This window comes from Rhizobacter sp. P3_C12, assembly GCF_056402735.1.
The window spans coordinates 1-23989 of the sequence record NZ_JBFUGW010000083.1; the positions used below are offsets into that span (position 1 = coordinate 1).

The 23989-nt window shown below is 69.6% G+C and carries 22 protein-coding genes; 8 read left to right on the top strand and 14 right to left on the bottom strand.

Annotated elements, in window-relative coordinates:
- From AC1DXV_RS14940 to AC1DXV_RS14980, 9 genes are all read right to left on the bottom strand, one after another.
- On the bottom strand, nt 1–869 hold an 869-nt coding region (locus AC1DXV_RS14940; protein ID WP_477934246.1), incomplete at its 3' end, for a sugar kinase.
- Nucleotides 859–2334 carry an N-acyl-D-amino-acid deacylase family protein gene (locus tag AC1DXV_RS14945; RefSeq protein WP_477866280.1) on the bottom strand — a complete coding sequence of 492 codons (1476 nt, stop codon included), beginning with the start codon at nt 2332–2334 and terminating at the stop codon, nt 859–861. The genes AC1DXV_RS14940 and AC1DXV_RS14945, both read right to left, overlap by 11 nt.
- Complete coding sequence (locus AC1DXV_RS14950) at nt 2331–3233, bottom strand: MurR/RpiR family transcriptional regulator (protein WP_477934248.1); 903 nt, start codon at nt 3231–3233, stop codon at nt 2331–2333. The genes AC1DXV_RS14945 and AC1DXV_RS14950 overlap by 4 nt, the downstream gene beginning before the upstream one ends.
- A gap of 142 nt (nt 3234–3375) precedes the next feature.
- The gene (locus tag AC1DXV_RS14955) at nt 3376–4665 is read right to left on the bottom strand and encodes an amino acid deaminase (RefSeq protein ID WP_477866276.1); all 1290 of its coding nucleotides are present in this window, start codon (nt 4663–4665) and stop codon (nt 3376–3378) included.
- Between the two features lie 172 nt (nt 4666–4837).
- The gene (locus tag AC1DXV_RS14960) at nt 4838–5785 is read right to left on the bottom strand and encodes an ABC transporter ATP-binding protein (RefSeq protein ID WP_477866274.1); all 948 of its coding nucleotides are present in this window, start codon (nt 5783–5785) and stop codon (nt 4838–4840) included.
- Entirely contained in the window at nt 5782–6801 is a 1020-nt protein-coding gene (locus AC1DXV_RS14965; protein WP_477934250.1) for an ABC transporter ATP-binding protein, read from the bottom strand. The genes AC1DXV_RS14960 and AC1DXV_RS14965 overlap by 4 nt, the downstream gene beginning before the upstream one ends.
- A complete protein-coding gene (locus tag AC1DXV_RS14970) occupies nt 6801–7640 on the bottom strand; it encodes an ABC transporter permease (RefSeq protein ID WP_477866270.1) in 840 nt (279 codons plus the stop codon). Before AC1DXV_RS14970 ends, AC1DXV_RS14965 begins: the two co-directional genes overlap by 1 nt.
- Nucleotides 7641–7650: 10 nt before the next feature.
- Entirely contained in the window at nt 7651–8592 is a 942-nt protein-coding gene (locus AC1DXV_RS14975) for an ABC transporter permease (RefSeq protein WP_477866268.1), read from the bottom strand.
- 16 nt (nt 8593–8608) lie between these two features.
- On the bottom strand, nt 8609–10171 hold the full coding sequence (locus AC1DXV_RS14980) for an ABC transporter substrate-binding protein (protein WP_477934252.1): 1563 nt from the start codon (nt 10169–10171) through the stop codon (nt 8609–8611).
- Between the two features lie 181 nt (nt 10172–10352).
- On the opposite strand from AC1DXV_RS14980, the gene AC1DXV_RS14985 reads away from it, so the two are divergent.
- From AC1DXV_RS14985 to AC1DXV_RS15000, 4 genes are all read left to right on the top strand, one after another.
- Nucleotides 10353–10742, top strand: a complete 390-nt coding sequence (locus tag AC1DXV_RS14985) for a RidA family protein (RefSeq protein WP_073463741.1) — start codon at nt 10353–10355, stop codon at nt 10740–10742.
- A 92-nt stretch (nt 10743–10834) separates the two neighbouring features.
- Nucleotides 10835–12364 (top strand): Fic family protein, encoded by a 1530-nt coding sequence (locus AC1DXV_RS14990; RefSeq protein ID WP_477934254.1) that lies wholly within the window; start codon nt 10835–10837, stop codon nt 12362–12364.
- 139 nt (nt 12365–12503) lie between these two features.
- Nucleotides 12504–12854, top strand: a complete 351-nt coding sequence (locus AC1DXV_RS14995; RefSeq protein ID WP_477934256.1) for a helix-turn-helix domain-containing protein — start codon at nt 12504–12506, stop codon at nt 12852–12854.
- Nucleotides 12844–14118: a type II toxin-antitoxin system HipA family toxin gene (locus AC1DXV_RS15000; RefSeq protein ID WP_477870930.1), complete on the top strand. Its 1275-nt coding sequence runs from the start codon at nt 12844–12846 to the stop codon at nt 14116–14118. Before AC1DXV_RS14995 ends, AC1DXV_RS15000 begins: the two co-directional genes overlap by 11 nt.
- Here AC1DXV_RS15000 and AC1DXV_RS15005 read toward each other — a convergent pair.
- From AC1DXV_RS15005 to gntR, 3 genes are all read right to left on the bottom strand, one after another.
- Nucleotides 14075–16258: a peptidase domain-containing ABC transporter gene (locus tag AC1DXV_RS15005; protein ID WP_477934258.1), complete on the bottom strand. Its 2184-nt coding sequence runs from the start codon at nt 16256–16258 to the stop codon at nt 14075–14077. The two genes, AC1DXV_RS15000 and AC1DXV_RS15005, sit on opposite strands and share 44 nt — an antisense overlap.
- Nucleotides 16255–17529 carry an HlyD family secretion protein gene (locus tag AC1DXV_RS15010; protein ID WP_477934260.1) on the bottom strand — a complete coding sequence of 425 codons (1275 nt, stop codon included), beginning with the start codon at nt 17527–17529 and terminating at the stop codon, nt 16255–16257. Before AC1DXV_RS15010 ends, AC1DXV_RS15005 begins: the two co-directional genes overlap by 4 nt.
- Nucleotides 17530–17591: 62 nt before the next feature.
- Nucleotides 17592–18638: an HTH-type transcriptional regulator GntR gene (gntR, locus tag AC1DXV_RS15015; RefSeq protein ID WP_477867502.1), complete on the bottom strand. Its 1047-nt coding sequence runs from the start codon at nt 18636–18638 to the stop codon at nt 17592–17594.
- Nucleotides 18639–18865: 227 nt separating this feature from the next.
- Between gntR and AC1DXV_RS15020 the strand changes: the two genes are divergently transcribed.
- The 4 genes from AC1DXV_RS15020 to AC1DXV_RS15035 are packed head-to-tail and all read left to right on the top strand — an operon-like array spanning nt 18866 to nt 22230.
- Nucleotides 18866–19351 carry a gluconokinase gene (locus tag AC1DXV_RS15020; RefSeq protein WP_477934268.1) on the top strand — a complete coding sequence of 162 codons (486 nt, stop codon included), beginning with the start codon at nt 18866–18868 and terminating at the stop codon, nt 19349–19351.
- Nucleotides 19348–19869, top strand: a complete 522-nt coding sequence (locus AC1DXV_RS15025; protein ID WP_477867506.1) for a TRAP transporter small permease — start codon at nt 19348–19350, stop codon at nt 19867–19869. Before AC1DXV_RS15020 ends, AC1DXV_RS15025 begins: the two co-directional genes overlap by 4 nt.
- Nucleotides 19869–21161 carry a TRAP transporter large permease gene (locus AC1DXV_RS15030; protein ID WP_477934262.1) on the top strand — a complete coding sequence of 431 codons (1293 nt, stop codon included), beginning with the start codon at nt 19869–19871 and terminating at the stop codon, nt 21159–21161. Before AC1DXV_RS15025 ends, AC1DXV_RS15030 begins: the two co-directional genes overlap by 1 nt.
- Before the next feature lie 55 nt (nt 21162–21216).
- Nucleotides 21217–22230 (top strand): TRAP transporter substrate-binding protein, encoded by a 1014-nt coding sequence (locus tag AC1DXV_RS15035; RefSeq protein WP_477867510.1) that lies wholly within the window; start codon nt 21217–21219, stop codon nt 22228–22230.
- Nucleotides 22231–22236: 6 nt separating this feature from the next.
- Here the strand turns inward: AC1DXV_RS15035 and AC1DXV_RS15040 are convergent, their stop codons facing one another.
- Both AC1DXV_RS15040 and AC1DXV_RS15045 read right to left on the bottom strand, forming a co-directional pair.
- A complete protein-coding gene (locus AC1DXV_RS15040) occupies nt 22237–23445 on the bottom strand; it encodes a metallophosphoesterase (protein WP_477934264.1) in 1209 nt (402 codons plus the stop codon).
- A 13-nt stretch (nt 23446–23458) separates the two neighbouring features.
- Nucleotides 23459–23989 (bottom strand): choice-of-anchor Q domain-containing protein (locus AC1DXV_RS15045; protein WP_477934266.1); only part of this gene is annotated, 531 nt, incomplete at its 5' end.

Consider the following 23989-nt stretch of genomic DNA (forward strand, 5'->3'; position numbering starts at 1 on the left):
GTGCTGAGCGCCGCGGCGATGTTGGCCAGCCGGGCCGCGCGGTCCAGCGTGTCGCCGGCCGACAGCCGCGCGAGCAGCGCGCCGGCAAAGCAGTCGCCGGCACCGGTCGCGTCGACCGGCGTCACCGGGTGCGGCGCGATCAGGCGCGCGCCGTTCGCGTCCGACACCAGGCAGCCCGATGCGCCGAGCTTCAGCGCGACCCGCTTCGCGCCCTGGTCGTGCGACCAGCGCAGGATGTCGTCGTGCCGCAGCAGCCCGGTCAGCGCGCCGATCTCGTCGATGCTCGGGAAGAACAGGTCGCAGTGCGCCAGCGTCTCGCGCGCGATCGCGAGTGCGCGGGCCGCGGGCCACAGCGCCGGGCGGAAGTTCAGGTCGTAGCTGACCTGCGTGCCGGCGCCGCGCGCGCGGGCGATGGCCTCGAACACCGCGTCGCAGGCCGATGCGCTGATCGCCTGCGAGATGCCCGAACAGTGCAGCCAGTGCGCGCCCTGCACCAGGCCGGGCTGCAGGTCGGTGGGGCGCATGCGGCTCGCGGCGCTGCCGGCGCGGCGGTACGAGAAGCGGTGGCCGCCCTCGCCATGCGTCACGAAGTAGAGCCCGGTCTCGGCGCCGGCGACGCGGTGCACGCCCTGCGTCGCGATGCCTTCGCTGCGCCACAGCGACAGCAGCTGTTCGCCGAACAGGTCGTCGCCGAGCTGCGTCAGGTAGCCGGTGCGCGCGCCCATGCGGGCGGCCGCGATCGCGCAGTTCGAGGTGTCGCCGCCGAAGCCGGCGAGGTAGCGGCCGTCGGGCTGCTGGTTGAACTCGGCCATGGCTTCACCGATGGCCAGCACGTCCAGCGATTTCTCGAGCATCTGTTCAGACGACATCCGATGTTCCCCTCGTCAACATCCGCCCGGCGCGCTGCAACACCTGCGGCACCGGTCCGGCAGCATAGGCGCGCACGCCGTTCACGTGCACCGAGGCAATCCCGATGCTGGCGCTGATCGGCGTGTCGTAGGTGGCGGTGTCGGCGATGCGCGCCGGGTCGAACACCACCACGTCGGCCATCATCCCCGGGCGCAGCAGGCCGCGCTCGGCGATGCGGAAATTGCGCGCGGTCAGCCCGGTCATCTTGTGCACCGCCTGCTCGAGCGTGAACAGCCGGCGCTCGCGCCAGTAGCGCGCCAGCACGCGCGGGAACGCGCCCCACAGCCGCGGGTGCGGGTGGCGGTCGTGCGGCAGGCCGTCGGAGCCGATCATCGTGCGCGGGTGCGCGATCACGCGCTCGACGTCGTCCTCGTTCATCTGGAAGTAGCAGGCGCCGCCCGGCTGCAGCCGGCGGCAGGCGGTCTTCTGGTCGACGCCCCAGTCGTCGGCGATCGCCGACAGCAGCCGGCCGGTGTGCTCCGGGTGCGCGTCGCTCCAGGTCAGCATCACGTCGATCACGCCGTCGACCAGGTCCTCGCGCAGCACGGTGGAGCCGGCCACGTAGGGGTACACGTCCATCGCGACCGGCTGGCGCGTGCCGAGCGCATCGATCAGCGGCAGCGTCTCGCGGGTGCGGCCCCAGTTGGCCGGGCCGGCGCACTTGTGGTGCGAGATCACCAACGGCACGCCGGCCGCGAACGCGGTGTCGCCGGCCTCGTGCAGCGCCTCGATGATCTGCGCCATCTCGCTGCGCAGGTGCGTCGCGTAGATGCCGCCGTGGCGCGCGACGATGCGCGCGAGCTCGGTGACCTCGTCGGCCGGCGCCGGGTAGGCCTCTTCGTAGAACAGCCCGGACGACAGCCCGTGCGCGCCTTCCGCCATGCTGGCCTCGAGCAGCGCGGCCATGCGCGCGCGCTCGTCGGCCGAGGCCGGCTTCGAGAGATCGGGCACCGCGGCGAAGCGCAGCGTCGTGTGGCCGACCAGCGCGGCGACGTTCAGCGACGGTTGCGCGGCCTGCACCGCATCGCGGTAGGCGGCCATCGTCGGGTAGCGGAACGAGCCGGCGCCCAGCAGGTTCAGCGGCGCCTTCGCGGCCTCGGTGACGTAGGGTGCGAGCGAGATGCCGCAGTTGCCGGTGATCACGGTGGTGATGCCCTGYGACAGCTTCGGCAGGCCGTCGGGATCGCGCAGCACGATCGCGTCGTCGTGCGTGTGGGCGTCGATGAAGCCGGGCGCGATCGCGAGGCCGGTGCAGTCGACGGTCTCGACCTCCTCGGGCGCGAGGCCCTCGGGCAGCCGATCGCGYAGCCCGGTGCCGGTGCGCAGGATGCGGTCGCCGGCGATCAGCACGTCGCCGGTCCAGCCGGGCGTGCCGGAGCCGTCGATCACGAGCCCATTCTGGAACAGGGTGGCCAACACGCTCATGGCTTGTTCCCCACGCCGCCGCCATCCCAACTCTGCAGCGGGTGCGTGCGCACGTCGATGCCGTGGCGCTGCAGTGCTTCGCGCACGTAGCGCAGCCGCTGCACGGCCGGGTCGCCGCGCCGCTGCGCGACCAGCACGGTCAGGATCTCGATCACCGTCAGGTGGGTCAGGTAGGCGTCGATGCCGACGTGCATCACCGCGTCGTCGGGCACGCTCAGCGCGATCAGCATGTCGGCGCGCTCGGCCAGCGGCGTGCCGGGGCGCGTGATGCAGACCGCCTTCGCGCCCTGCGCGCGGGCGATGTCGACCGAATCGAGCAGCGAGGGCATGCCGCCGACGTGCGAGATCGCGATCACGACGCCGCGCTCGTCCTGCGCTGCGGCCGCGACCTGCTGCAGGTGGTAGTCGGCCCAGGCGGTGGCCGACAGGCCGAGGCGGAACAGCCGCGCCTGCAGGTCCTGCGYCATGAACCACGAGGTGGAGCCGGCGCCGTACAGGTCGACGTGGCGCGCGACCGCGAGCGCGTCGACGGCGGCGCCGAGCGCGGCCATGTCGAGCTGCGCGCGCACGCCGGCCACCGACGCGGCGGCGCTGCGCGAGATCTTTGTGACCACCTCGTCGGCGCTGTCCTCGATGTTGACGCGGCGGTGCAGCGGCGAGCCGCCGAGCGCCAGCGCATGGGCCAGCGCGAGCTTGAACTCGCGCAGCCCGGCGAAGCCGAGGTCGCGGCAGGTGCGCATCACGGTGGGCACCGAGCTGCCGGCGCGTCCGGCCAGCGATTCGAAGCTTTCCTCGAGCACGCGATCGGGGTCGTCGAGGATCAGGTCGAGGATCGCGCGGCGTGCGGTGGGTGCGCCTTCGCGCGCCGCGGCCACGTTCTCCAGCAAGGTTCGTGTCATCTCAGGTCTCTGTTGCGCTCATGCCGTCCATGCCAAGAAGCGGCCGATCAAGCGGCCGCCGCGGAACCGGCTTTGCCGGGCCGCTGGCGGCGCCCCCCTTGAGGGGGGAGCGCCGAAGGCGCTTCGGGGGTGGGTCATCCATTCAGAAGTGCATCGCCACGGCGTCGCTGACGCGGTAGTCGTTCTCGACGACCGGCATCCAGTGCCATTTGTCGAAGGTGGTGCAGGGGTGCGAGATGCCCAGGCCGATGCGTTCGCCGACCGCGGGGGCGGTGGCTTCGTCATCCGCGGCCCAGCGCAGGTAGGCATGCTGGTCGTTCAGCCCGGTAATCGACCAGCCCGCCGGCACCGGCGAGGTCTGCCGCGCACCGCGCGCCGCACGCGCGATCGGTACCGGCAGCGCCAGGTCGAACGAGATGTCGCGCTTGCCGACCGCGAGGATCGCGAGACCCGGCTCCGGCCGCGACTGCACCATCGCCCAGACCTCCATCGCGGGGTGCAGCGTCTCGCCGCAACCGCAGCCCAGGCGCGCCTCGACGCTGTTCACCATGCGCTTGTAGAAGCCGTGGTCGTGCGTCACGTAGCAGCCGGAGCGCAGCAGGCCGCGCACCGGTCGCGCGAGCGAGGGCGTGAGCCGGCCGGCCACCAGGTCGAAGATGGCCGAGCCGCCGGCCGACAGCAGCACCTCGTCGGCATCGAACAGGCCCTCGGCATCGGCGGTCTTCGCGATCGCCTCGACGCGGTCCATCAGCGCCTTCGCATACGGCACGTCGGCATCGATCTCGCCCTTGGCGCCGAGGCCTTCGTAGCACTCGATGCCGACCAGTTTCAGCGCCGGGCTCGCGTGCATCCGGCGCGCGAGCGTGGCGGCTTCTTCATCGGTGCGCACGCCGCTGCGGCCGCCGGCGACGCCGACTTCGAGCATCGCCTCGAAGGGCAGGGCACCGGGGTGGGCCAGCGCCCAGGCCTCGATCAGGTCGAGTTGCGCGAGCGAGTCGACCAGGAACACGATGCGCAGGTCAGCATGACCGCGCAGCAGCGCCTGGATCGCCGCGAGGTCGGCGTCGTGCACGACCTGGTTGGCGATCAGCGTGCGGCGCGCACCGGCGGCGACGCCGATCGCGAGCTGGTTCACCGTCGCGAAGGTCAGGCCCCAGGCGCCGGCATCGAGCTGGCGGCGGAACAGCTGCGGCGACATCGTCGTCTTGCCGTGCGGCGCGAGTTCGATGCCCCAGTCCTTCGTGCGCTGCTGCATCCACGCGATGTTGTGCTCCAGCGCCTCGCGCTTCAGCACGGCGAGCGGCAGCGGCAGGTCGCCGGCCAGCACGTTCCAGCCGGCGGCGGCCACTTCGCTGCGGCGGCGCGGCGAAGCGGTCAGCGGGTAGCCCTTGAGGCCGGGTTGCAGCAGCGGGTCGATCAGGTCGTTGGTCATGGGGTGACTCTCTTTGCGAATGGACTCCGCTCCCGCTCGCCCTGAGCTTGTCGAAGGGCCGGGCTGAGCCTGTCGAAGCCCTGGTCGAGTCGCTTCGGAGGCAGCCCTTCGACACGGGCCCTCGACAAGCTCGGTCCCTGCTCAGGGTGAACGGGAGGGGAGTGATTCAGCTTCACAGGATGCACGCGGAGAATCGCCCCGGCGCCTTCTCTTCCAGCGGCGGAATGGTCTGCGCGCACGCATCGATCGCCTTCGGGCAGCGCGTGCGGAACACGCAGCCCGACGGCGGGTTCATCGGGCTCGGGATGTCGCCCTTCAGCGGGATGATCTCGGTCTTGTCCAGCGGGTCGGGCTTCGGGCTCGCGGCCAGCAGCGCCTGCGTGTACGGGTGCAGCGGCCGCGCGAACAGCTCGGCCGTCGTCGACACCTCCATCACGCGGCCCAGGTACAGCACCACCACGCGGTCGCACAGGTATTCGACCACGTCGAGGTCGTGCGAGATGAACAGCATCGTCAGCGACAGCCGCTCGCGCAGCTCGGCCAGCAGGTTGATCACCTGCGCCTGGATCGACACGTCGAGCGCCGACAGCGGCTCGTCGGCGACGATGAACTCCGGCTCCACCGCCAGCGCCCGCGCGATGCCGATGCGCTGCCGCTGGCCGCCGGAGAACTCGTGCGGGAAGCGGCTCGCATGCTCCGGCCGCAGCCCGACCAGGTCGAGCAGCTCGGCGATGCGCTCCTTGCGCCGGCCCTTCGCGAGCCCGTGCGTGGACAGCGCCTCGTCGAGGATCGCGCTGATGCGCATCTTCGGATTCAGGCTCGCGTACGGGTCCTGGAAGATGATCTGCAGCTTGCTGCGCAGGCGGCGCATGCGCTCGGCCGACAGCGCGCCGAGGTCGTCGCCGCGGTACAGCACCTGGCCGGCGGTGCGCTCGATCAGGCGCAGCACGGTGCGGCCGATCGTGCTCTTGCCCGAGCCGGATTCGCCGACCAGGCCCAGCGTCTCGCCGGCGCGGATCGCGAACGACACGTCGTCGACGGCGCGCACCGGTTTGTCGCTGCTGCCGAAATAGCGCTTCAGGTTCCGCACCTCGATCAGCGGGGTGGCTGCATCGCTCATGCCGCATTCCTTTCCAGCGACGGCACGCGGATGCAGCGCGCCTGTCGCGATTCACCAGTGTCCGCGAGCGGCGGCACCGCCTGCGCGCAGGCCGGGATCGCCTGGTCGCAGCGCGGCTCGAACGCGCAGCCCGGCGGTGGCGCGAGCGGGCTCGACACCTGGCCGCGGATCGCGAACAAGCGCTTCGGCCGAGGCTGCCCTGCCGCGTGCGCCTTGCCCGGCAGGCAGGCCAGCAGCCCCTGCGTGTACGGGTGCGCGGGCGAGGCGAACAGCGGCCGCACCGGCGCCGACTCGACGACGCGGCCGGCGTACATCACGACCACRTCGTCCGCATGGTGCGCGACCACGCCGAGGTTGTGCGTGATGAACAGGATGCTCATGCCGGTCTCGGCCTGCAGCCGGCGCATCAGCACCAGGATCTGCGCCTGGATCGTCACGTCGAGCGCGGTGGTCGGCTCGTCGGCGATCAGCAGGGTCGGGTCGCAGGCCATGGCCAGCGCGATCATCACGCGCTGGCGCATGCCGCCCGACAGCTGGTGCGGGTACTCGTGCAGGCGCTGCGCGGCAGCGGGGATCTCCACGAGATCCAGCATGCGCTTCGCGTGCGCGAGCGCGGTGCTGCGGTCCAGCCGCTTGTGCAGCCGCACGCTCTCGGCGATCTGCTCGCCGACCGTGAACACCGGGTTCAGGCTGGTCATCGGCTCCTGGAAGATCATCGCCAGCTCGTTGCCGCGCAGCGCGCGCATCGGCGCATCGGGCAGCGTCAGCAGGTCGACCTCGGCACCGGCCCGCGTGACGAAGCGCGCGCTGCCGGCCACCTGCGCGCGCGCGGTCTTCGGCAGCAGCCGCATCAGCGTCAGGCTGGTGACCGACTTGCCCGAGCCCGATTCGCCGACGATCGCGGTGGTCTTGCCGGGCGCGATGCCGAAGCTGACGTCGGCCACCGAGCGCACCAGGCCGTCTTCGGTCGGGAAGCAGGTGCTGAGGCCCGTCACGGTGAGGCGGTTCGTGGTCATCACAGCGTCTTCTTCAGCTTGGGGTCGAGCAGGTCGCGCACGCCGTCGCCGAGGATCTGCAGCGACAGCGCCGTCAGGATGATCGCGAGGCCGGGGAACAGCACGACCCAGAAGGCGCGATCGGCGTACTGCTGGCTGCCGGCGACCATCGTGCCCCAGGTGGGGATCTCGGGCGGCACGCCGACGCCGAGGAACGACAGCCCGGCCTCGGCCAGGATCGCGTACGCGAAGATGAACGACACCTGCACCAGGATCGGCGACAGCAGGTTCGGCAGGATGTGGCGCCACAGGATGCGCGAGGTGCGCACGCCGAGCGCCCGCACCGCCTCGACGAACAGCAGCTCGCGCACCACCAGCGTCGAGGCCCGCACCACGCGCGCGACGCGCGGCGTGTAGACCAGCACCAGCGCCAGCACCACGTTCAGCAGCGAGGGCCCGAGGATCGCGACCAGCGCGATCGCGAGCAGGATGTCGGGGAAGGACATCATCGCGTCGACCACCCGCATCAGCGGCGTGTCGAGCCGGCGGAAGAAGCCGGCCACCAGGCCGAGCAGCGTGCCGGCGAGCACCGAGCCGAGGGCGGTCAGCGCGGCGATCGCGAGCGAGTAGCGCGCGCCGTGCACGATGCGCGCGTACAGGTCGCGGCCGAGCTCGTCGGTGCCGAGCAGGTGGGCGGCGCTCGGCGCCTTCAGGCGGTCGAGCACCGCGGTGTCGTTCGGGTCGAACGACGCGAACCACGGTGCGCCGAGCGCCAGCACTGCGATGACCAGCAGCAGCGCGGCCGAGACCATCACGATGCGGCGGTGCATCAGTTGTCGAAGGAGGCGCGGCATTCTCACTTCGACATCCTCACAGTTTCACCCGGGGATCGACGGCCACGTACAGCAGGTCGATCGCGAAATTGATCAGCACGTAGATCGCCGCGATCACCAGCAGCGCGCCCTGGATCACCGGGTAGTCGCGCCGCAGCACCGCGTTGACCACCAGGTTGCCGATGCCGGGCAGGCCGAACACGGTTTCGGTGACGACCGCGCCGCCGATCATCAGCGCGACCGTCAGGCCCAGCACCGTGACGACCGGCACCAGCGCGTTGCGCAGCGCGTGCTTCAGCACCACCGTGCCTTCGCCGAGGCCCTTCGAGCGCGCGGTGCGCACGTAGTCCTCGCCCAGCACGTCGAGCATCGACGCGCGCGTGAAGCGGATGATCAGCGCCGAGTTCAGCACGCCCAGCACCAGCGACGGCAGCATCAGCGCATGGATGCGTTCGGCGAGTGGTGCATCGGGCGCGCCATAGCCCGACACCGGGAACCAGCCGAGCGACACCGCGAACAGCTGGATCAGCACGATGCCGAACCAGAAGCTCGGGATGCTGGCGCCCAGCATCGCGGCGCCGGTGACGACCTGGTCGAGCCAGCGCCCGCGGTACACCGCCGAGACGATGCCGCACGGGATGCCGATCAGCGCCGCGATCGCCACCGCCATCAGCGCGAGCAGCGTGGTCGGCTCGGCGCGTTCCCACAGCGCCTGCGTGACCGGGCGCTGCAAAAAGATCGACTGGCCGAGGTTGCCGTGCAGCACCTCGCCGAGCCAGTACGCGAACTGCACCGGTAGCGGCTTGTCGAGGCCGTAGTCCTTCTGCACGCGGGCGATGTCCTCGGCGGTGGCCTGGTCGCCCAGCAGCACCGAGATCGGGTCGCCCGACGCGGCGCGCGTCAGCACGAACACCATCACCGCGACGATGGCGAGCACCGCCAGCATGCCGGCGAGGCGGGAGAGGAGGTAGCGGTGCATCGGCTGCCTAAGGGATTTACTTGATGCGCGCGTTCCAGAAGAACGGCCAGGTCGACGGCACGTAGCCGTCGAGCGCCAGGCTGCGTGCCGCGAGCCCGTTGAAGCGGCCGACGTTGATGTACGGCACCTCGTCGTACACCACCTGCTGCACCTTGCCCCACAGCGCGCCGCGCCTCGCCGCATCGGTTTCCTGGTTGAAGGCCGCCAGCGCCGCCTGCTTGGCCGGCGAGCTCCACCAGCCCGGCGCGCCTTCGCCGAGTTGCGGCGGCGACAGCATCGGCTCGGGGAACTGGCCGGAGTGGGTGACGTAGAGGTCCCACAGCTTCGAGTCGTTGCGGCGCTGCACCAGCGTCGCCCAGTCGACGACGTTGAGCTCGACCTTGAAGCCGGCGCGCTTGAGCTGTTCGGCCATCAGCAGCGCCATGTTGTAGTGGAAGTCGTACTGGCGGCTCGTCAGCACGCGCACCGGCTCACCCTTGTAGCCGGCCTTCTCGGCGTCGTCCCTGGCCTTCTTCGCATTGCGCTGGTTGTAGGCATCGGTGCCGGCGTTCGAGTAGAACGGCGAGCCCTTCGGGAAGTGGTTGCCCTCGGCGCTGAAGAAGCGGGTGTCGCCGAAGCCGGCGGCCAGCATCTCGCCCTCGCCGATCGCGGTCTGCAGCGCGCGGCGCACGCCGACGCTGGCGGCCACGCCTTCCTTGGTGTTCAGCACCAGGTATGGGAAGCCGAACGAGGTGGTCAGGATCGGCACCGTCTTGCCGGCCGCCTTCTCGAGCCGCGACAGCGCCTCGACCGGCAGCAGGTCGGCGAAGTCGTACTGCGCGGCGAGCGCGCCTTCGACCCGGGTGTTGGCATTGGGCACCGGCACGAAGCGCAGCTCCTCGATCAGCGCCTCGCGCTTGCCGGCGTAGCCGCTCGCCGGCTCCTTGCGGGCGCTGTACTTGTCGAATCGCGTCAGCAGCACGTAGGCATCGGGCTTGCGCTCCTTGAAGCGGTACGGGCCGGTGCCGACGAACTCCTTCAGCGGCGTCGCGATCGCCTCCTTGGCCATGATGGCGGCCATGCCGCTCGGCAGCGCGAGCTGGGCCAGCAGCGGCGCATACGGGTTCTTCAGCACGATCTGCACCGCCAGCGGGCTGGTCGCCTTGAGGCTGTCGAGCTCCTTGCCGACGGCCTTGCCGCGCGGCGCCTGCTCCATCCAGCGCTGCAGGCTCGCGACCACGTCGTCGGCGTTCAGTTCGCGGCCGCTGTGCAGCATCACGCCCTTGCGCAGGGTGATCGTGTAGGTCTTGCCGTCGGCGCTGATCTTGGGCTGCGCTTCGGCCAGCATCGGCACCACGTTCCACTTCGCGTCGAAGGTGTAGAGCGGCTCGTAGACGTGCTGCATGATGGTGCCGACCAGGTCGGCGGTGGAGGCCATCGGGTCGAGCGTCTGCGGCTCGCCGACCATCGCGAGCGTCGCGAAGTTGCGCGGACCCTGGGCCTGCGCGGTGCCGGCGGCGCCGAGCAGGCAGGCGGCCAGGCCGAGCGCGGCGGGCAGCTTCAGCAGGGTGCGGCGGGGGAGGGAGTCGGTGCGGGACATGGCGGGCTCTCCAAGAAGCAGAACGGCTGGAATCTGAAAGTATTTTTCAGAACGACGCGACTATGGAGCAATCGCCGTGCCAAATAATCGGGGTTTACCCGCCATGTGATGGTGTTGACTGAAAGACACTTTCACATCTATGGTGCGCAGCTGCACTGTTTTCACCCTGAAGGAGTCTTCCATGCCCCTCGAATACCTTGGCGCCCCGCCGGTGGCTTCCGACCGCCAGGCGCGGCCGTTCTCTCCGGCCGTGCGCGCCGGCGACTTCATCTACGTGTCGGGGCAGGTCCCGGCGGATGCGAACGGCGAGATCGTCGCCGGCGGCATCGAGGCGCAGACGCGCCAGGTGATGGAGAACCTGAAGGCGGTGCTGGCACTGGCCGGCGCGACCTTCGACGACGTCTGCAAGAGCACCTGCTGGCTGCAGGACGCGCGCGATTTCGGCGCGTTCAACCGCATCTACATGAGCTACTTTCCGAACGGGAAACCGGCGCGCTCGACGACCGAGGCGCGGCTGATGGTGGACGCGAAGGTGGAAGTCGACGTGATCGCGTTCAAGCCGGTGAAGTGAAGGGTTTGTAATCGTTTTATTGACGATTGGTCGATTTCTAATCAATATCTCGGGCCGTTAATCGATTTTCATCACGAACCCGGGATTCCGAAGTGACCGACTGGATCGGCTACCAGTGGCTGGCCGAGCGCCACGGCGTGGCGCCGGTGCAGGCCTTTCGCACCGTCAGCGCCATTGCCGGCTCTCGCAGCACCGTCAGCGAGAACGGCTACGTTCGCGAGCACTACCCGGCGTCGGCCCGGCCCTCGGACACCGTGCCCGGGCATCTGGCCTTCGCGTTGAAACGAGAGGGCGTCCACCTCGAGTTCCTGGCACGCCTGTTCGCCGTGGTGGAGGTGTCGGTGCTGGAGGCCTGGATCGCCGCCGAACCGACCGGCCAGTATGCGCGCCGGGCCTGCTTCTTCTACGAGTACCTGACGGGGCACCGGCTGGCCTTCGCGGGCGTCGCGTCCGGCAACTACGTGGCCGCGCTCGACGAGGAATCCTGCGTGACCGCGCGCCGGGTCGTGAACGACCCGCGCTGGCGGGTTCGCGACAACCTGCCGGGCACACGAGACTATTGCCCCATGGTGCTGCGCACGGCCCGTGTGCGCGAAGCCGAGGACTACGACTGTGCGAAGCAACTCGCCGCGCTTGAAGTCGAGTTCGGCGCCGACCTGTTGCTGCGCAGCGTGGTCTGGCTGACGGTCAAGGAAAGCCGGGCGAGCTTCGCGATCGAGCACGAAGAGCAGCACGTCGATCGCGTGCGGCGCTTTGCATCGGCGATGGAGCAGCGTTGCGGCCAGGGCGACGACCCCTTGTCGATCGACGCGCTGGGCGAGCTGCAATCGCAGATTCTCGGCCCGCGCGCGACGCGTTACGGCGTGCGCCGCTCACCGGTGTTCGTCGGTGAGATCGATGGCTTCATCGAGGTGGTCTACTACATCGCGCCTCATTGGGAAGACGCGCCCGCGTTGCTGTCCGGGCTGCGAAGTTTTGCAGAACGCACGGCCGGCGCGTCGGCGCTGGTGCGGGCGGCGGTGCTGTCGTTCGGCTTCGTCTACATCCACCCGATGTCCGACGGCAACGGGCGGATCTCGCGCTTCCTGATCAACGACACGCTGCGGCGCGATGGTGCGGTGGCGACGCCGTTCATCCTGCCGGTGTCGGCCACGATCATCAGCAGCGTCGTCCGCCGGCGTGGCTATGACGAGGTGCTCGAGTTGTTCTCGCGACCGTTGATGCGCAAGTACGCCGAAGCCTGGCGCTTCGGCGCGGAAGAGGTGGCAGACGACGGGGTGCGCAGCAACCTTCGCTTCGATGCCTACGACGACGCCTTGCCTGCGTGGCGCTATCCCGACCTGACCGACCACGTGGAGTACCTGGCCGAGGTCGTGCAATCGACCCTCGAGCAGGAAATGCGCAAGGAAGCGCGTCATCTGCGCAGCCTTCGCACCGCGCGCGAACGGGTCAAGCAGTTCATCGAGGGGCCTGACGCCGACATCGACCGGATCATCCGTTCGGTGCGCGACAGCGGAGGACTGGTGTCGAACAAGCTGAAGAAGGAGTTTCCGGCGCTGTTGCAGGAGAGCCTGGCTGCTGAGGTTGCGGCGGCGATTGGCTCCGCATTCGACGGGGGATGAAACAGGGACGAATGGACCGATTCAGTTTGAGGCGGTTTACAGCTTAATTGCTACCTTATCTTATTAAGGCAGCAAATATGATGGATTATTGCTTTGTCAATGCATCAGATATGATGCATTCCTTTGACTGCGAGAAGTCATGCGCCGTCCCGAAGCCGCCTTTGCCAGCCCTGCGTCCGTCGCGGCCTCCGGCCAGCTGGGGGCGGCGATCCGCCTGGCCCGCCTGGCGCGCAACCTCACGCAGGCCGACTTTGCGGAGCGTGYCCGCATGAGCGTCGCCACCTTGCAGCGCATCGAGCGGGGCGACCCCGCGGTCAGCTTTTCTTCGTGGCTGTCCGCGATGGAAGTCTCCAACCTGTTGCCGATTCTCCAAAGGGCTGCCGACCCTGATGCCGACGCCGCCGGCCGAGCCCGGCGCCAGCTCGAACAGCGCAAGCGCGCCACCGGATCGAGGGGCAGGGACGCCGAGGAGGACCCCTATGCCTTCTGAATTCAAGGGTGTCGTCTTCGCCTGGCTGCCGGGCGAGCTGAAGGCCGTTCCGGCCGGGCAACTGTCCATCGTCGAAGAGGGGCTGGCGGTCGTGTCGTCGAGCTTCGGCTTCGGGGCGAAGTACCTCGAACGGCCCAAGGCCATTCCGATCGATGCCGCGACGCTGTCGCTGGCCACCGCGGTTCCCGGCTCGCAACGCACGTACGAACCCTCCAATGGCCTGGAGTTCTTCGGTGCCGTGCGCGACGCCATGCCCGACATGTGGGGCCGGCGGGTCATCGAGAACATCCTGAAGGCGCCACCAAATGCACTGGCCGAGACGCGCTACCTGATGGAGGCCGGGTCGAACCGGTTCGGCGCGCTCGACATCCGACCGGGCCTGGACCACGACGAGACCCGGGGCCGGCTGGTGCCGGTGGCCGACGTGCGCTACCTGCTCGACGCGGCCGACAGGGTGCAGCGCAGCGAACCGGTGCCGCACGAACTCGAGCAGCTGTTCGATGCCGGCCCGAGCATGGGCGGCGCCCGTCCGAAGGCGGTGGTGGTGAAGGACGGCGTCCAGTACCTCGCCAAGTTCCCGTCGGTCGGCGACCGCTTCAACATCCCGGCGGTGGAGCGCGCCACGCTGGAGCTGGCGCGCACCTGCGGCCTGACCGTGCCGGCGACCGAGTTGCTGCGCCTGCCCGACGGCCGCGACGTGATGCTGATCGAGCGTTTCGACCGCTACCCCAGCGAAGGCGGCTTCGCGCGGCGCCACGCCATCAGTGCGCTGACCGCGCTCGAACTACACGAGTCGCAGTCGTCACAGGCGTCGTATGCCGACATCTCGCTGAAGCTCGCCGCCATCGGCGCGGCGGGACGGGTGCAGGGCGACCGCACGGAGCTGTTCGGCCGCATGGTCTTCAACATCCTGGTCAGCAACGACGACGACCACCTGCGCAACCATGCCTTCGTGTGGCAGCCGCAGGCGAAGGGCTGGACGCTCAGCCCGCTGTATGACGTGCTGCCGAAGCCGCAGGTGGCGCACACGCGCTACCTGCACCTGAGCGTCGGTGCGGAGGGGCGGCTGGCGACCTTGCCGAATGCGCTGAGCCGCGCGCCGATGTTCGGGCTGACGCAAGAGCAGGCCCGCGAGACCGTCGATCGCATCGCCCGCTGCGTGCGCGAGTGGCGAACCTGGTTCGAGCAGTTCGGCGTCGAGGCGAAGGACCTGGAGATCGTCAGCTCGGCGATGCGGCATCCGCGCGACGTGGGGTGGGGGTAGGCTCCTCCCCCGCCACCCGCCCCTGCTCGATCACCACCACCCGGTCCGCCATCGCGATCGTGTCCGGCCGGTGTGCGACGACCACGCGCGTCAGCTGCATCGCCGCCACCGCGTCGTTCACCGTCTGCTCGTTGCGCAGGTCGAGGTGGCTGGTGGCTTCGTCGAGCACCAGGATGCGCGGCGCGCGGTACAGCGCGCGCGCCAGCAGCACGCGCTGCTTCTGCCCGCCCGAGATGCCGACGCCCACGTCGCCGACCAGCGTGTGGTAGCCCATCGGCATCGCCTGGATCTCGCTCTCGATGGCTGCGAGTTGCGCGCAGGCCTCGATGCGCGCCATGTCGGGCTCGGCATCGAAGAAGCAGATGTTGTCGGCCAGCGAGCCGGAGAAGAGCCGATCCTCCTGCATCACCGTGCCGATCAGCGCGCGGTAGTTCGCGAGACCCAGGTGCAGGATCGGCGTGCCGTCGAACAGCACCTCGCCCTGCGTCGGCGGCAGCAGCCCGAGCATCACCTTCACCAGCGTCGTCTTGCCGCAACCCGAGGCACCGGTCAGCGCGAGGCACTCGCCGGCTTCCACCGTCAGGTTGACGTTCTCCAGCACCCACGGCTCGGTGCTCGCGTAGCGGTACGAGACACCGCGCAGCTCGATGCGCGCCGGCCGGCGCGACAGGTCGACCTCGACCGCGTTGGCACCCGCCAGCCCCTCGGCCGCCTCGGCCTCGGCCAGCACGATGTCGGCCACGCGCTCGCCGTGCAGCCGCAGCATCGCCAGCTCCGACAGCTTGTCGATCATCGACGCGACGCGTGTCGAGAACAGCTCCTTGTAGGCCATGTACGCGAACAGCATGCCCACCGTGAAGCTGCCGGCCAGCACCGAGCGCGCCGCGAGCCACACCACCAGCACCCGCTCCAGCCCGAACAGCAGCGTCTGCGCCGTCTCGTTGCCGATGTGCACGCGCTGCACCCGAAGGCCGGCGTTGAACTGGTCGGCCAGCATGTTCATCCAGCCGGCGCGGCGCAGGTTGCCGCGGCCGAACAGCCGCACGCTCTGGATGCCGCTGGCGGTCTCGAGGAAGTGCGTCTGCTGCCGCGCGGCGTGGATGATCTCCTCCGCGCTCGCCGCGCGCAGCGCCCGGAACACCGACCAGCGCAGCGCGGCGTACAGCAGCATCGCGGCCAGCGACACCAGGAGCAGCTTCAGGCTGTAGGCCGCCATCATCGCGGCGGTGCCGAGCACCATCAGCGCATCGACCAGCGCGGTGACCACGCTGGTCGTCAGCGTCTTCTGGATCACCGTCACCGAGCCGAAGCACGAGATGATGTGGCCGACGTGCCGCTTCTCGAAGAACTCCAGCGGCAGCTTCACCAGGTGGCCGAACACGTTGCCCAGCCACTGGAAATTGAGCCGCGCGCTCAGCGTCGCGACCCACCAGCCGCGCACCGCGCCGAGGCCCGTCTGCAGCAGCACCAGCAGCCCGAAGCCGATCGCGAGGATCGCCAGCAGGTCGAGATCGGCCGCGAGCAGCCCGTGGTCGACCACCCACTGCAGGTAGAACGGCAGCGCGATCACCACCACCTCGAGCGCCACCGCGAGCGCGAGGATCTGCCCGAGCGCCGGCCCGAGCCCGGTGATGCGCCCCATCAGCCCGCGCAGCGTGAACTCGAGCTTCTCGCGCCGCGGCTCGAAGCCGGCGGCCGGCGTCAGCTCCATCGCGATGCCGGTGAAGTGCTGGGCGAACTCTTCCGGCGTGAAGCTGCGCACGCCGATCGCCGGGTCGTGGATCACGATGCGCCGCGCCGACACCGACTTCAGCACGACGAAGTGGTTCATGTCCCAGTGCAGCACGCAGGGCAGCTGGAGCTGCGGCAGGTGCTCCATCTCGAGCTTCAGCGGCCGGTTGTCCAGCCCGAGCGCACCGGCGATGCGCACCATGCTCTCGAAGTTGGTGCCCTTGCGCGACAGCGCGAAGCGCAGCCGCAGCGTCGGCAGGTCGGTGTCGATGCCGTGGTAGACGGCGATCATCGCGAGGCTCGCGAGCCCGCATTCGGTGGCCTCGGTCTGCACGATCACCGGCAGGTGGCGCGACAGGCCGAGCCGCCGCGTCACGCCGGGCGGCACCGGGTCTTGTTCGAGGCTCATCGCGCCGCCACCTGCAGGCCGGCCAGCGGCTCCAGCACCCATTCGATCAGCGTGCGCTTCTCGGCGACCAGGCTGGCCTGCACGCGCATGCCGGCCTTCAGCGCGTCGCGCCAGGCGAGCGCGGCGCTGTCGGTCGGGTCGATCACGACGCGCACGCGGTAGGTGCCGCCGCCCGCCGCACCACCCGCCGCACCACCCGCCACGTCACCGGACAGGCTGTCGACGGCGCTCACCGCGCTCTGCGACACCTCGCGCACGTGCGCCGGCAACTGCCCGAAGCGCGCATACGGGAACGCATCGACGCGCAGCTTCACCGGCGTGCCCGGCTTCACGAAACCAGCGGCGCGCGTCGGCACGTCGAGCTCGGCTTCGAGTGCGCCACCGCTGCCGCCGGGCAGCAGCGTGGCCAGCAACTGGCCCGCCGCGACCGATTGGCCGGGGCTGGCGAGCACGGTGGCGATGCGGCCGGCCTGCGGCGCCAGCACGGCGGTCTCTCGACGTGCCTCGTTCTCGGCCTGCTGCTGCGACAGCGCCTGCGATTCGCGCCGCAGCTGCGAGCCCTCGCGGTCGGCCTGCAGCGGCACGGCCTGGCGCTGCGCGCGGGTGGCGGCCAGGTCCTGCTGCAGCGCGAGCCGCTGGCGCTCCAGCGTGGCCAGGCGCGACTGCTGGTCGAGCACCTCGGCGTTCTTCTCGGCCACCTCGACCGGCGACACCGCGCCCGAGCGCACCAGCTCCGGGTAGCGCGCGGCGATGTCCAGCATCACCGCGACGCGTTCGCGCTGCAACGCGATCTCGCGCTCGTGCTGCTTCAGCGAAGCCTCCAGGTTGGCACTGCGCGCATCGAGCGCGGCGGCCTGCTGGCGGGCCTGCTCGGCCTGCTGCTTCAGTTCATCGCGCAGCGCCTGCTGGCGGCTGCTCAGCGAGTCGGCGACGGCCGACTGCGTCGGCCCCTGCGCACTGGATTGTTCAGCCGACAAGCGCAGCACCGGCGCGTTGGCCGCCACCTGCTGCCCCTGCGCGGCACCGCCCGCCAGCACCACGCCGGCCTGCGGTGCCACCAGCCGCAGCACGCCGCCGCTCGGCAGCAGCACGCCGCCGACGGTTTCCTGGCGTGCGAAGCCCTGTGTGGCCGCGAATGCGACCAGCGCGAGCACCAGCAGCACGAAGAACACCGTCCACGCGGCCTGTTGCGGGCTGCGCGTCAGCACGATGGCGCCGTGGAACTTCTGGCGCTGGTGGTCGATGGCCTGGCGGCGGAACAGGTCGGACACGACGGCGTGGGGTCGGTTGCGGGCCGGAACGGTCCGGACGCGCAAGCGTACCGGAGAAAACGTCAGGTGCTGGCGCGCACCATCAGCTGATAACCCGCATCCACCGCCGGCTGCGCGACGCTCTCGCCGCGCATCAGCGCAAGCAGCATGCGCGCCGCCGCCGCGCCCACCTCGCCGCGCGGCGTGCGCACGGTGGTCAGCGCCGGCAGCATCTGGTCGCTGCCGGTCAGGTCGTTGAAGCCGGCGACCGCGATGCGCTCCGGCACCGCCACGCCCAGCCGCAGCGCGGCCAGCAGCGCGCCCTGCGCCAGGTCGTCGTTGCAGAAGAAGATCGCGTCGACCGGCCGCTTCAGCTCGAGGATCTGCTCCAGCATCTGCCCGCCGAGCGCGAGCGACGACGGCGCCGGGTTCAGCCATTCGAGCGTCGCGTCGTAGGCGCCGGCCAGCTTCAGCTCGCGCCGCCAGCCTTCGCGCCGCTGCATCGTGCGCGGGTCGAGCTGGGCGGCGGCGAACGCGATGCGGCGCCGCCCACGCGACAGCAGGTGGCGCGTCAGCGCCGCCGCCGCATCGGCCTGCGAGAAGCCGACGCTGTAGACGCCCGGCACCTCCGACAGCTCCATCAGGTGCACGCAGGGCACGCCGCTCTGCGCGATCAGCGCCCGCGTGGCCTCGCTGCGATCGAGGCCGGTCACCATCAGGCCGGCCGGGCGGTGCTGCAGCTGCTCGCGCAGCAGCTGCTCCTCTTCGCCGATGTCGTAGTGCGTGACGCCGATCAGGCTCTGGTAGCCGGCGGCGCGCAGCGTGCGCTGCACCTCTTCGAGCAGGTCGACGAACAGCGCGTTCGACAGCATCGGGATCAGCACCGCGACGTGCGCGCTGTGCCGCGACGCGAGCGCGCGCGCCGCCGGGTCGGGCACGTAGCCCAGGCGCTGCGCGGCGCTCTTGACGCGCGCGACCAGGTCGGGGTGCACCGCGCGCTCGCCGCGCAGCGCGCGCGACACCGTGATCGGGCTCACCTCGGCCAGCCGCGCCACGTCGGCCAGCGTCACGCGGCCGGTGGCGCGCGGGCGGGAAGGCGTGGGGCTGGTGAAGGTGGCGTCGGTCGTCATGGCGGGTTGATCAAGCGGGCCCCATCAGGGAAAGTCCGCATCGGTGGGCGAATCATTGTTCACTAGGATAGCGCTGTCCTGCAACGAAGATGATGCAGTGATTCCCCTGATATCCACCGCCTTGCTGCGGAGGACAGCGCTGTCTGGGTTGCTTGCGGCCCGGCGCCTCCAGGTTTTGTTTTCCAGTTCTTCTCGTGCGGCGGCAGATGATCGGTTCGGTGGTGATGATGGGTGTGGCCGGGTGCGGCAAATCGACGGTGGGCGCGGTGGTCGCGCAGGCCGAGCGGCTGCAGTTGGTGGAGGGTGACGATCACCACAGCGCGGCCAGCCGCGACAAGATGAGCCGCGGCATCCCGCTGACCGATGCCGACCGCGACGGCTGGCTGACGACGCTGGCCGGCGAGCTGGCGGCGCACCCGCAGGGCATCGTGCTCACCTGCTCGGCCCTGCGCCGCGCCTACCGCGAGCGGCTGCGCGCCGCGGCCCCGGCGCTGCGCTTCGTGTTCCTCGAGCTGACGCGCGAGCAGGCGCTGGCGCGCGTCACCGCGCGGGCGTCGGCGCACTTCTTCTCGGCCACCCTGGTCGACAGCCAGTTCGAGACGCTCGAATCCCCGGTCGGCGAGCCGCGCGTGCTGCGCGTCGACGCGACCGCGCCGCTGGCCGAACTGCAGACCCGCATCTCGGCCTGGCTGCATGCCACGGAGACTCCATGACGACCGACTCTTCTTCTGCGCCCGCTTCCGCGCGGCCGCACCCGCTGCTGCGCCTCGCCAACCTCGCGATGGGCGCCTGCCTGGGCGTGATGGCGGTGGCGGTGTTCATCAACGTCGTGCTGCGCTACGGCTTCGGCAGTGGCGTCGCGGCCAGCGAGGAGCTGTCGCGGCTGCTGTTCGTGTGGATGGTGTTCATCGGCGCGACGGCCGCCTACCCCTTGGGCGAGCACATGGCCTTCACCAGCCTGCTCGGCGCGCTGCAGCGCAAGCCGCTCGCCCTGCGGCTGCTCACGGTGCTGATCCGCGTGCTGGTCGTGGCGGCCTGCGCGATGCTGGCCTGGGGTGCGTGGCAGCAGGTGGTGGTCGGCATGGACAGCCGCTCGGTGGTGCTCGGCTACCCGGCGGCGCTGCTGCCACTGCCGGCCTTCCTGTGCGCGCTCGCGATCGGCGCGATGGCGCTCGTCGAATTGATCCGGAACCAGCCGATCGCGCTGGGCCACGGCGCGGAGGTCGAGTGATGTCGCCCGAAGGTCTCGCCTTCATCGTCTTCTCGGCCGGCATGCTGCTGCTGATGGGCATCGGCATGAACATGGCGCTCGCGCTGGTGCTCACCGGGGCCGGCATGGCCTGGGTGCTCGGCTTCGGGGACACCCAGCTGCTGGCGCAGAACCTGGTGGCCGGCATCGACAGCTTCCCGCTGCTGGCGGTGCCGTTCTTCATCCTGGCCGGCGAGCTGATGAACTCCGGCGGCATCAGCCGCCGCATCATCGACATGGCGCAGGCCTGGGTCGGCCACATCCGCGGCGGCCTCGGCTACGTGGCGATCGGCGCGGCGGTGCTGATGGCCAGCATGAGCGGCTCGGCGCTGGCCGACACCGCGGCGCTCGCCACCATCCTGCTGCCGATGATGCGCCAGCAGGGCTACCCGATGGCGACCTCGGCCGGGCTGATCGCGTCGGGCGGGATCATCGCGCCGATCATCCCGCCGTCGATGCCGTTCGTGATCTACGGCGTGACGACCAACACCTCGATCTCGGCGCTGTTCATCTCCGGCATCGTGCCGGGGCTGCTGATGGGCGTCGGGCTGATCTGCGCGTGGAAGTGGGTGCTGCGCCGCATCGAGCTGCCGAAGGGCACGCCGCTGCCGATGYGCGAGCGCGTGAAGGCGACCACCCGGGCCTTCTGGGCGATGCTGATGCCGATCATCATCATCGGCGGCATGAAGAGCGGCATCTTCACGCCGACCGAGGCGGCGGTGGTCGCGGCCTTCTACGCGCTGGTGGTGGCGCTGTTCGTGCACCGCGAAATGCGCGTCGCCGAGGTCGGCGGCGTGCTGGTGCGCGCGGCCAAGACCACGGCCATCGTGATGTTCCTGTGCGCCGGCGCGCAGGTCGCGAGCTACATGATCACGCTCGCCGACCTGCCGAGCGTGCTGACGAACTGGCTGGGCCCGCTGGTCGAGAGCCCGCGCCTGCTGATGGCGGTGATGATGATCGTGCTGGTGCTGATCGGCACCGCGCTCGACCTGACGCCGACGATCCTGATCTTCGGCCCGGTGATGCTGCCGATCGCGGTGAAGGCCGGCATCGACCCGGTCTACTTCGGGCTGATGTTCATCCTGAACGGCGCGATCGGCCTGATCACGCCGCCGGTGGGCACGGTGCTGAACGTGGTGGCCGGCGTCGGCCGGCTGCCGATGAGCAGCGTGATCAAGGGCGTCAACCCGTTCCTGCTGGTCTACGTGCTGCTGCTCGCGCTGTTCGTCGTGTTCCCGCAGATCGTGATCGCGCCGGTGCACTGGATGCGCTGAGGCCATCGCACGGAGATTTCCCTTTTCCTTCCTTCATTCCCTGAGGAGACACACCATGAACATGATTCGCCGTACGCTCGTGGCCGCCGCCGCGGCCGCCACCCTGGCTGCGCCGCTCGCCGGCTTCGCACAGGACATCAAGCCGCGCCTGATCCGTTTCGGCTACGGGCTGAACGAGCAGAGCAACCAGGGCCGCGCTGCGAAGTTCTTCGCCGAGCAGGTCGAGCGCGCGTCGGGCGGCAAGATGAAGGTGCGCGCGATCGGCGCCTCCGCGCTCGGCCCGGACGTGCAGATGCAGCAGGCGCTGATCGGTGGCGCGCAGGAGATGATGGTCGGCTCGACCGCGACGCTGGTCGGCATCACGAAGGAGATGGCGCTGTGGGACACGCCGTTCCTGTTCAACAACGCGAAGGAAGCCGATGCGGTGCTCGACGGCCCGATCGGCCAGAAGGTGAATGCCAGGCTGCAGGAGAAGGGCCTGGTCGGCCTCGCGTACTGGGAGAACGGCTTCCGCAACCTGACCAACAGCAAGCGGCCGATCACGAAGCTGGAAGACCTGAACGGCGTCAAGCTGCGCGTGATGCAGAACAACGTCTACCTCGACAGCTTCAAGACGCTGGGCGCGAACGCGGTGCCGCTGCCGTTCTCCGAGCTGTTCAGCGCGCTGGAGACGAACACGGTGGACGGCCAGGAGAATCCGTACAACACCATCCTGTCGAGCAAGTTCTTCGAGGTGCAGAAGTACCTCAGCGTCACCAACCACGTCTACAGCCCGTGGATCGTGCTGGTCAGCAAGAAGTGGTGGGACGGCCTGTCGAAGGACGAGCAGAAGGTGCTGGCCGATGCCGCGAAGGCGAGCCGCGATTTCGAGCGCAAGGACACGCGTGAAGAAGCCGGCAAGGCGCTGGCCGACCTGAAGTCCAAGGGCATGCAGATCAACGAGCTGTCGGCGGTCGAGGCCGGCCGCATGCGCGACAAGCTGACGCGGGTGAATGCCGGCATCGGCGCGAACATCGGCATGGAGCTGTGGCAGGAAACGCAGGCCGAACTGGCGCGCCTGCGCAAGTAAGGCCGCTCAGCGCGTGAAGGTGTCGATGGTGCTGCCATCGGCACCGATCGCCTTCACCGTGATGGTCGAGTCCTTCACGTCCAGCCGCAGGTAGTGGTTGGCGGCGGTGGCCTTGGCATTCAAGGTGCCGATCGCGCGGAAGCCGGCCAGCTCCGAGCCGCCGCCGCCGGTGATCACGTACACCGTGCCCTTCGCATCGTCGCGCGCGCCCGCCGGGTTCGCGCTGTCGGCATACACCGGCACCGAGCGCTCGTACACGTGGTTGTGGCCCGAGATCACCATCTTCACCTTGTACTTGCTGAACTCCTGCAGCAGCGTGTTCCATGACGCGTTCGCCGCGTGCCCGTCGGAGTAGGTCACCAGCGGCGCATGCGTCAGCACGATGGTGTTCTTGATCGCCGGGTTGGCCGCCGCCTTCGCCAGGTCGTAACGCAGCCAGTCGAGCTGGTGCTTGTAGTAGTACGAGTCGTAGTTGCCCTCGTTCGCCGCGTTGCAGTTGTTCGAACACTCCATCAGGTTGTAGTAGTCCGAATTCAGGTGCATCACCGTGAAGTGCGTGTTCTTGTAGTCGAACGAGTAGTACATGAACTCCGCATACACGCCGCGCACCTTGGCGCAGGCCGATGCATAGAACGCGCTGTCGGTCAGGTGCTGGATGTCGGGGCGCGTCCAGTCCTGGAAGTAGGCCTTGGCCTGCGTGTGGTTGGGCACCAGCTTCTGCACCGTCGCCTGGCTGAACACGTCGCAGAAGCCGTTGCCGAACTTGTCGGGGTACCAGCCGTCGCCGAAGTTGTCGTCGTGGTTGCCCACCACCGGGAAGTAGTACACCGGCAGCCCGGCCGCCGGCGCCTTGTTCTGCAGCGGCGCGATGATCTCCTTGAAGCTGCCCTTCGAGGCATCGGCCGCGCAATCGCCGCGCTGCACCCAGTTGGTCGACTTGTCGTAGCCGGTGATCATGTCGCCGGTGTTGAAGACGAAGGCCGCGCCGGCCTCGGCCGCCATCTTGCTCACCAGGTTGATGTGGATGGCGTTGCCGTCGCAGCCGCCGCCGGCCCGGCTGTCGCCATAGGCCAGGAAGCTGAACGCGGTGCCGTCGCCGGTGCCCGGCGTGCCGGGCGTGCCGGGCGCGGCTTCGGCCGAGTCGCCGCCACCGCCGCCGCTGCAGGCCGCGACGGCTGCGAGAACCACCAGCGTGATGTGGAAGAAGCGATGCATCACCGTGCTCCGATCAGTATTCATACGCACCAACGTCGATCGTGCCACCCTGCGGGCGCGCCTTCGCGAGGAAGTCCTTCGCCACCAGGGCGGTCGGCACACCCGTGTTGATCGCCGGGCTCGTGGCCTTCAGCGTCAGCGGGGTGCCGCCGGTGGTGCTCGCGAACTGCGGGTCGAGCACGCGGCTGGCGTCGGTCAGGCCGGTGATGGTGTTGTACAGCGTCGACCACTGGCCCGCCGGCACCTGCGTGTCCTTCAGCGAGAAGGTCGGCGCGCCGTTGCTCGTCCAGTAGATGTTGCCGCTGATGCGCAGCGTCGTGAAGTCGGTCAGCGCGTCGGCGTTGACCTTGATCACCGGCCGGTTGCCCGAGCCGTAGATGATGTTGTTGACGATCTCGACGCCGGTGCCGGCCTGCCCGACCTCCGACTCGTTCGACAGGAAGATCGAGCCCTGCCCGGCGGTGGCGGTGTTGTAGCAGCTGTTGTTGTAGATGCGCACGTTCGACGACGACGAGGTCGCGACGCAGGCCCAGGTGGCGTTGAC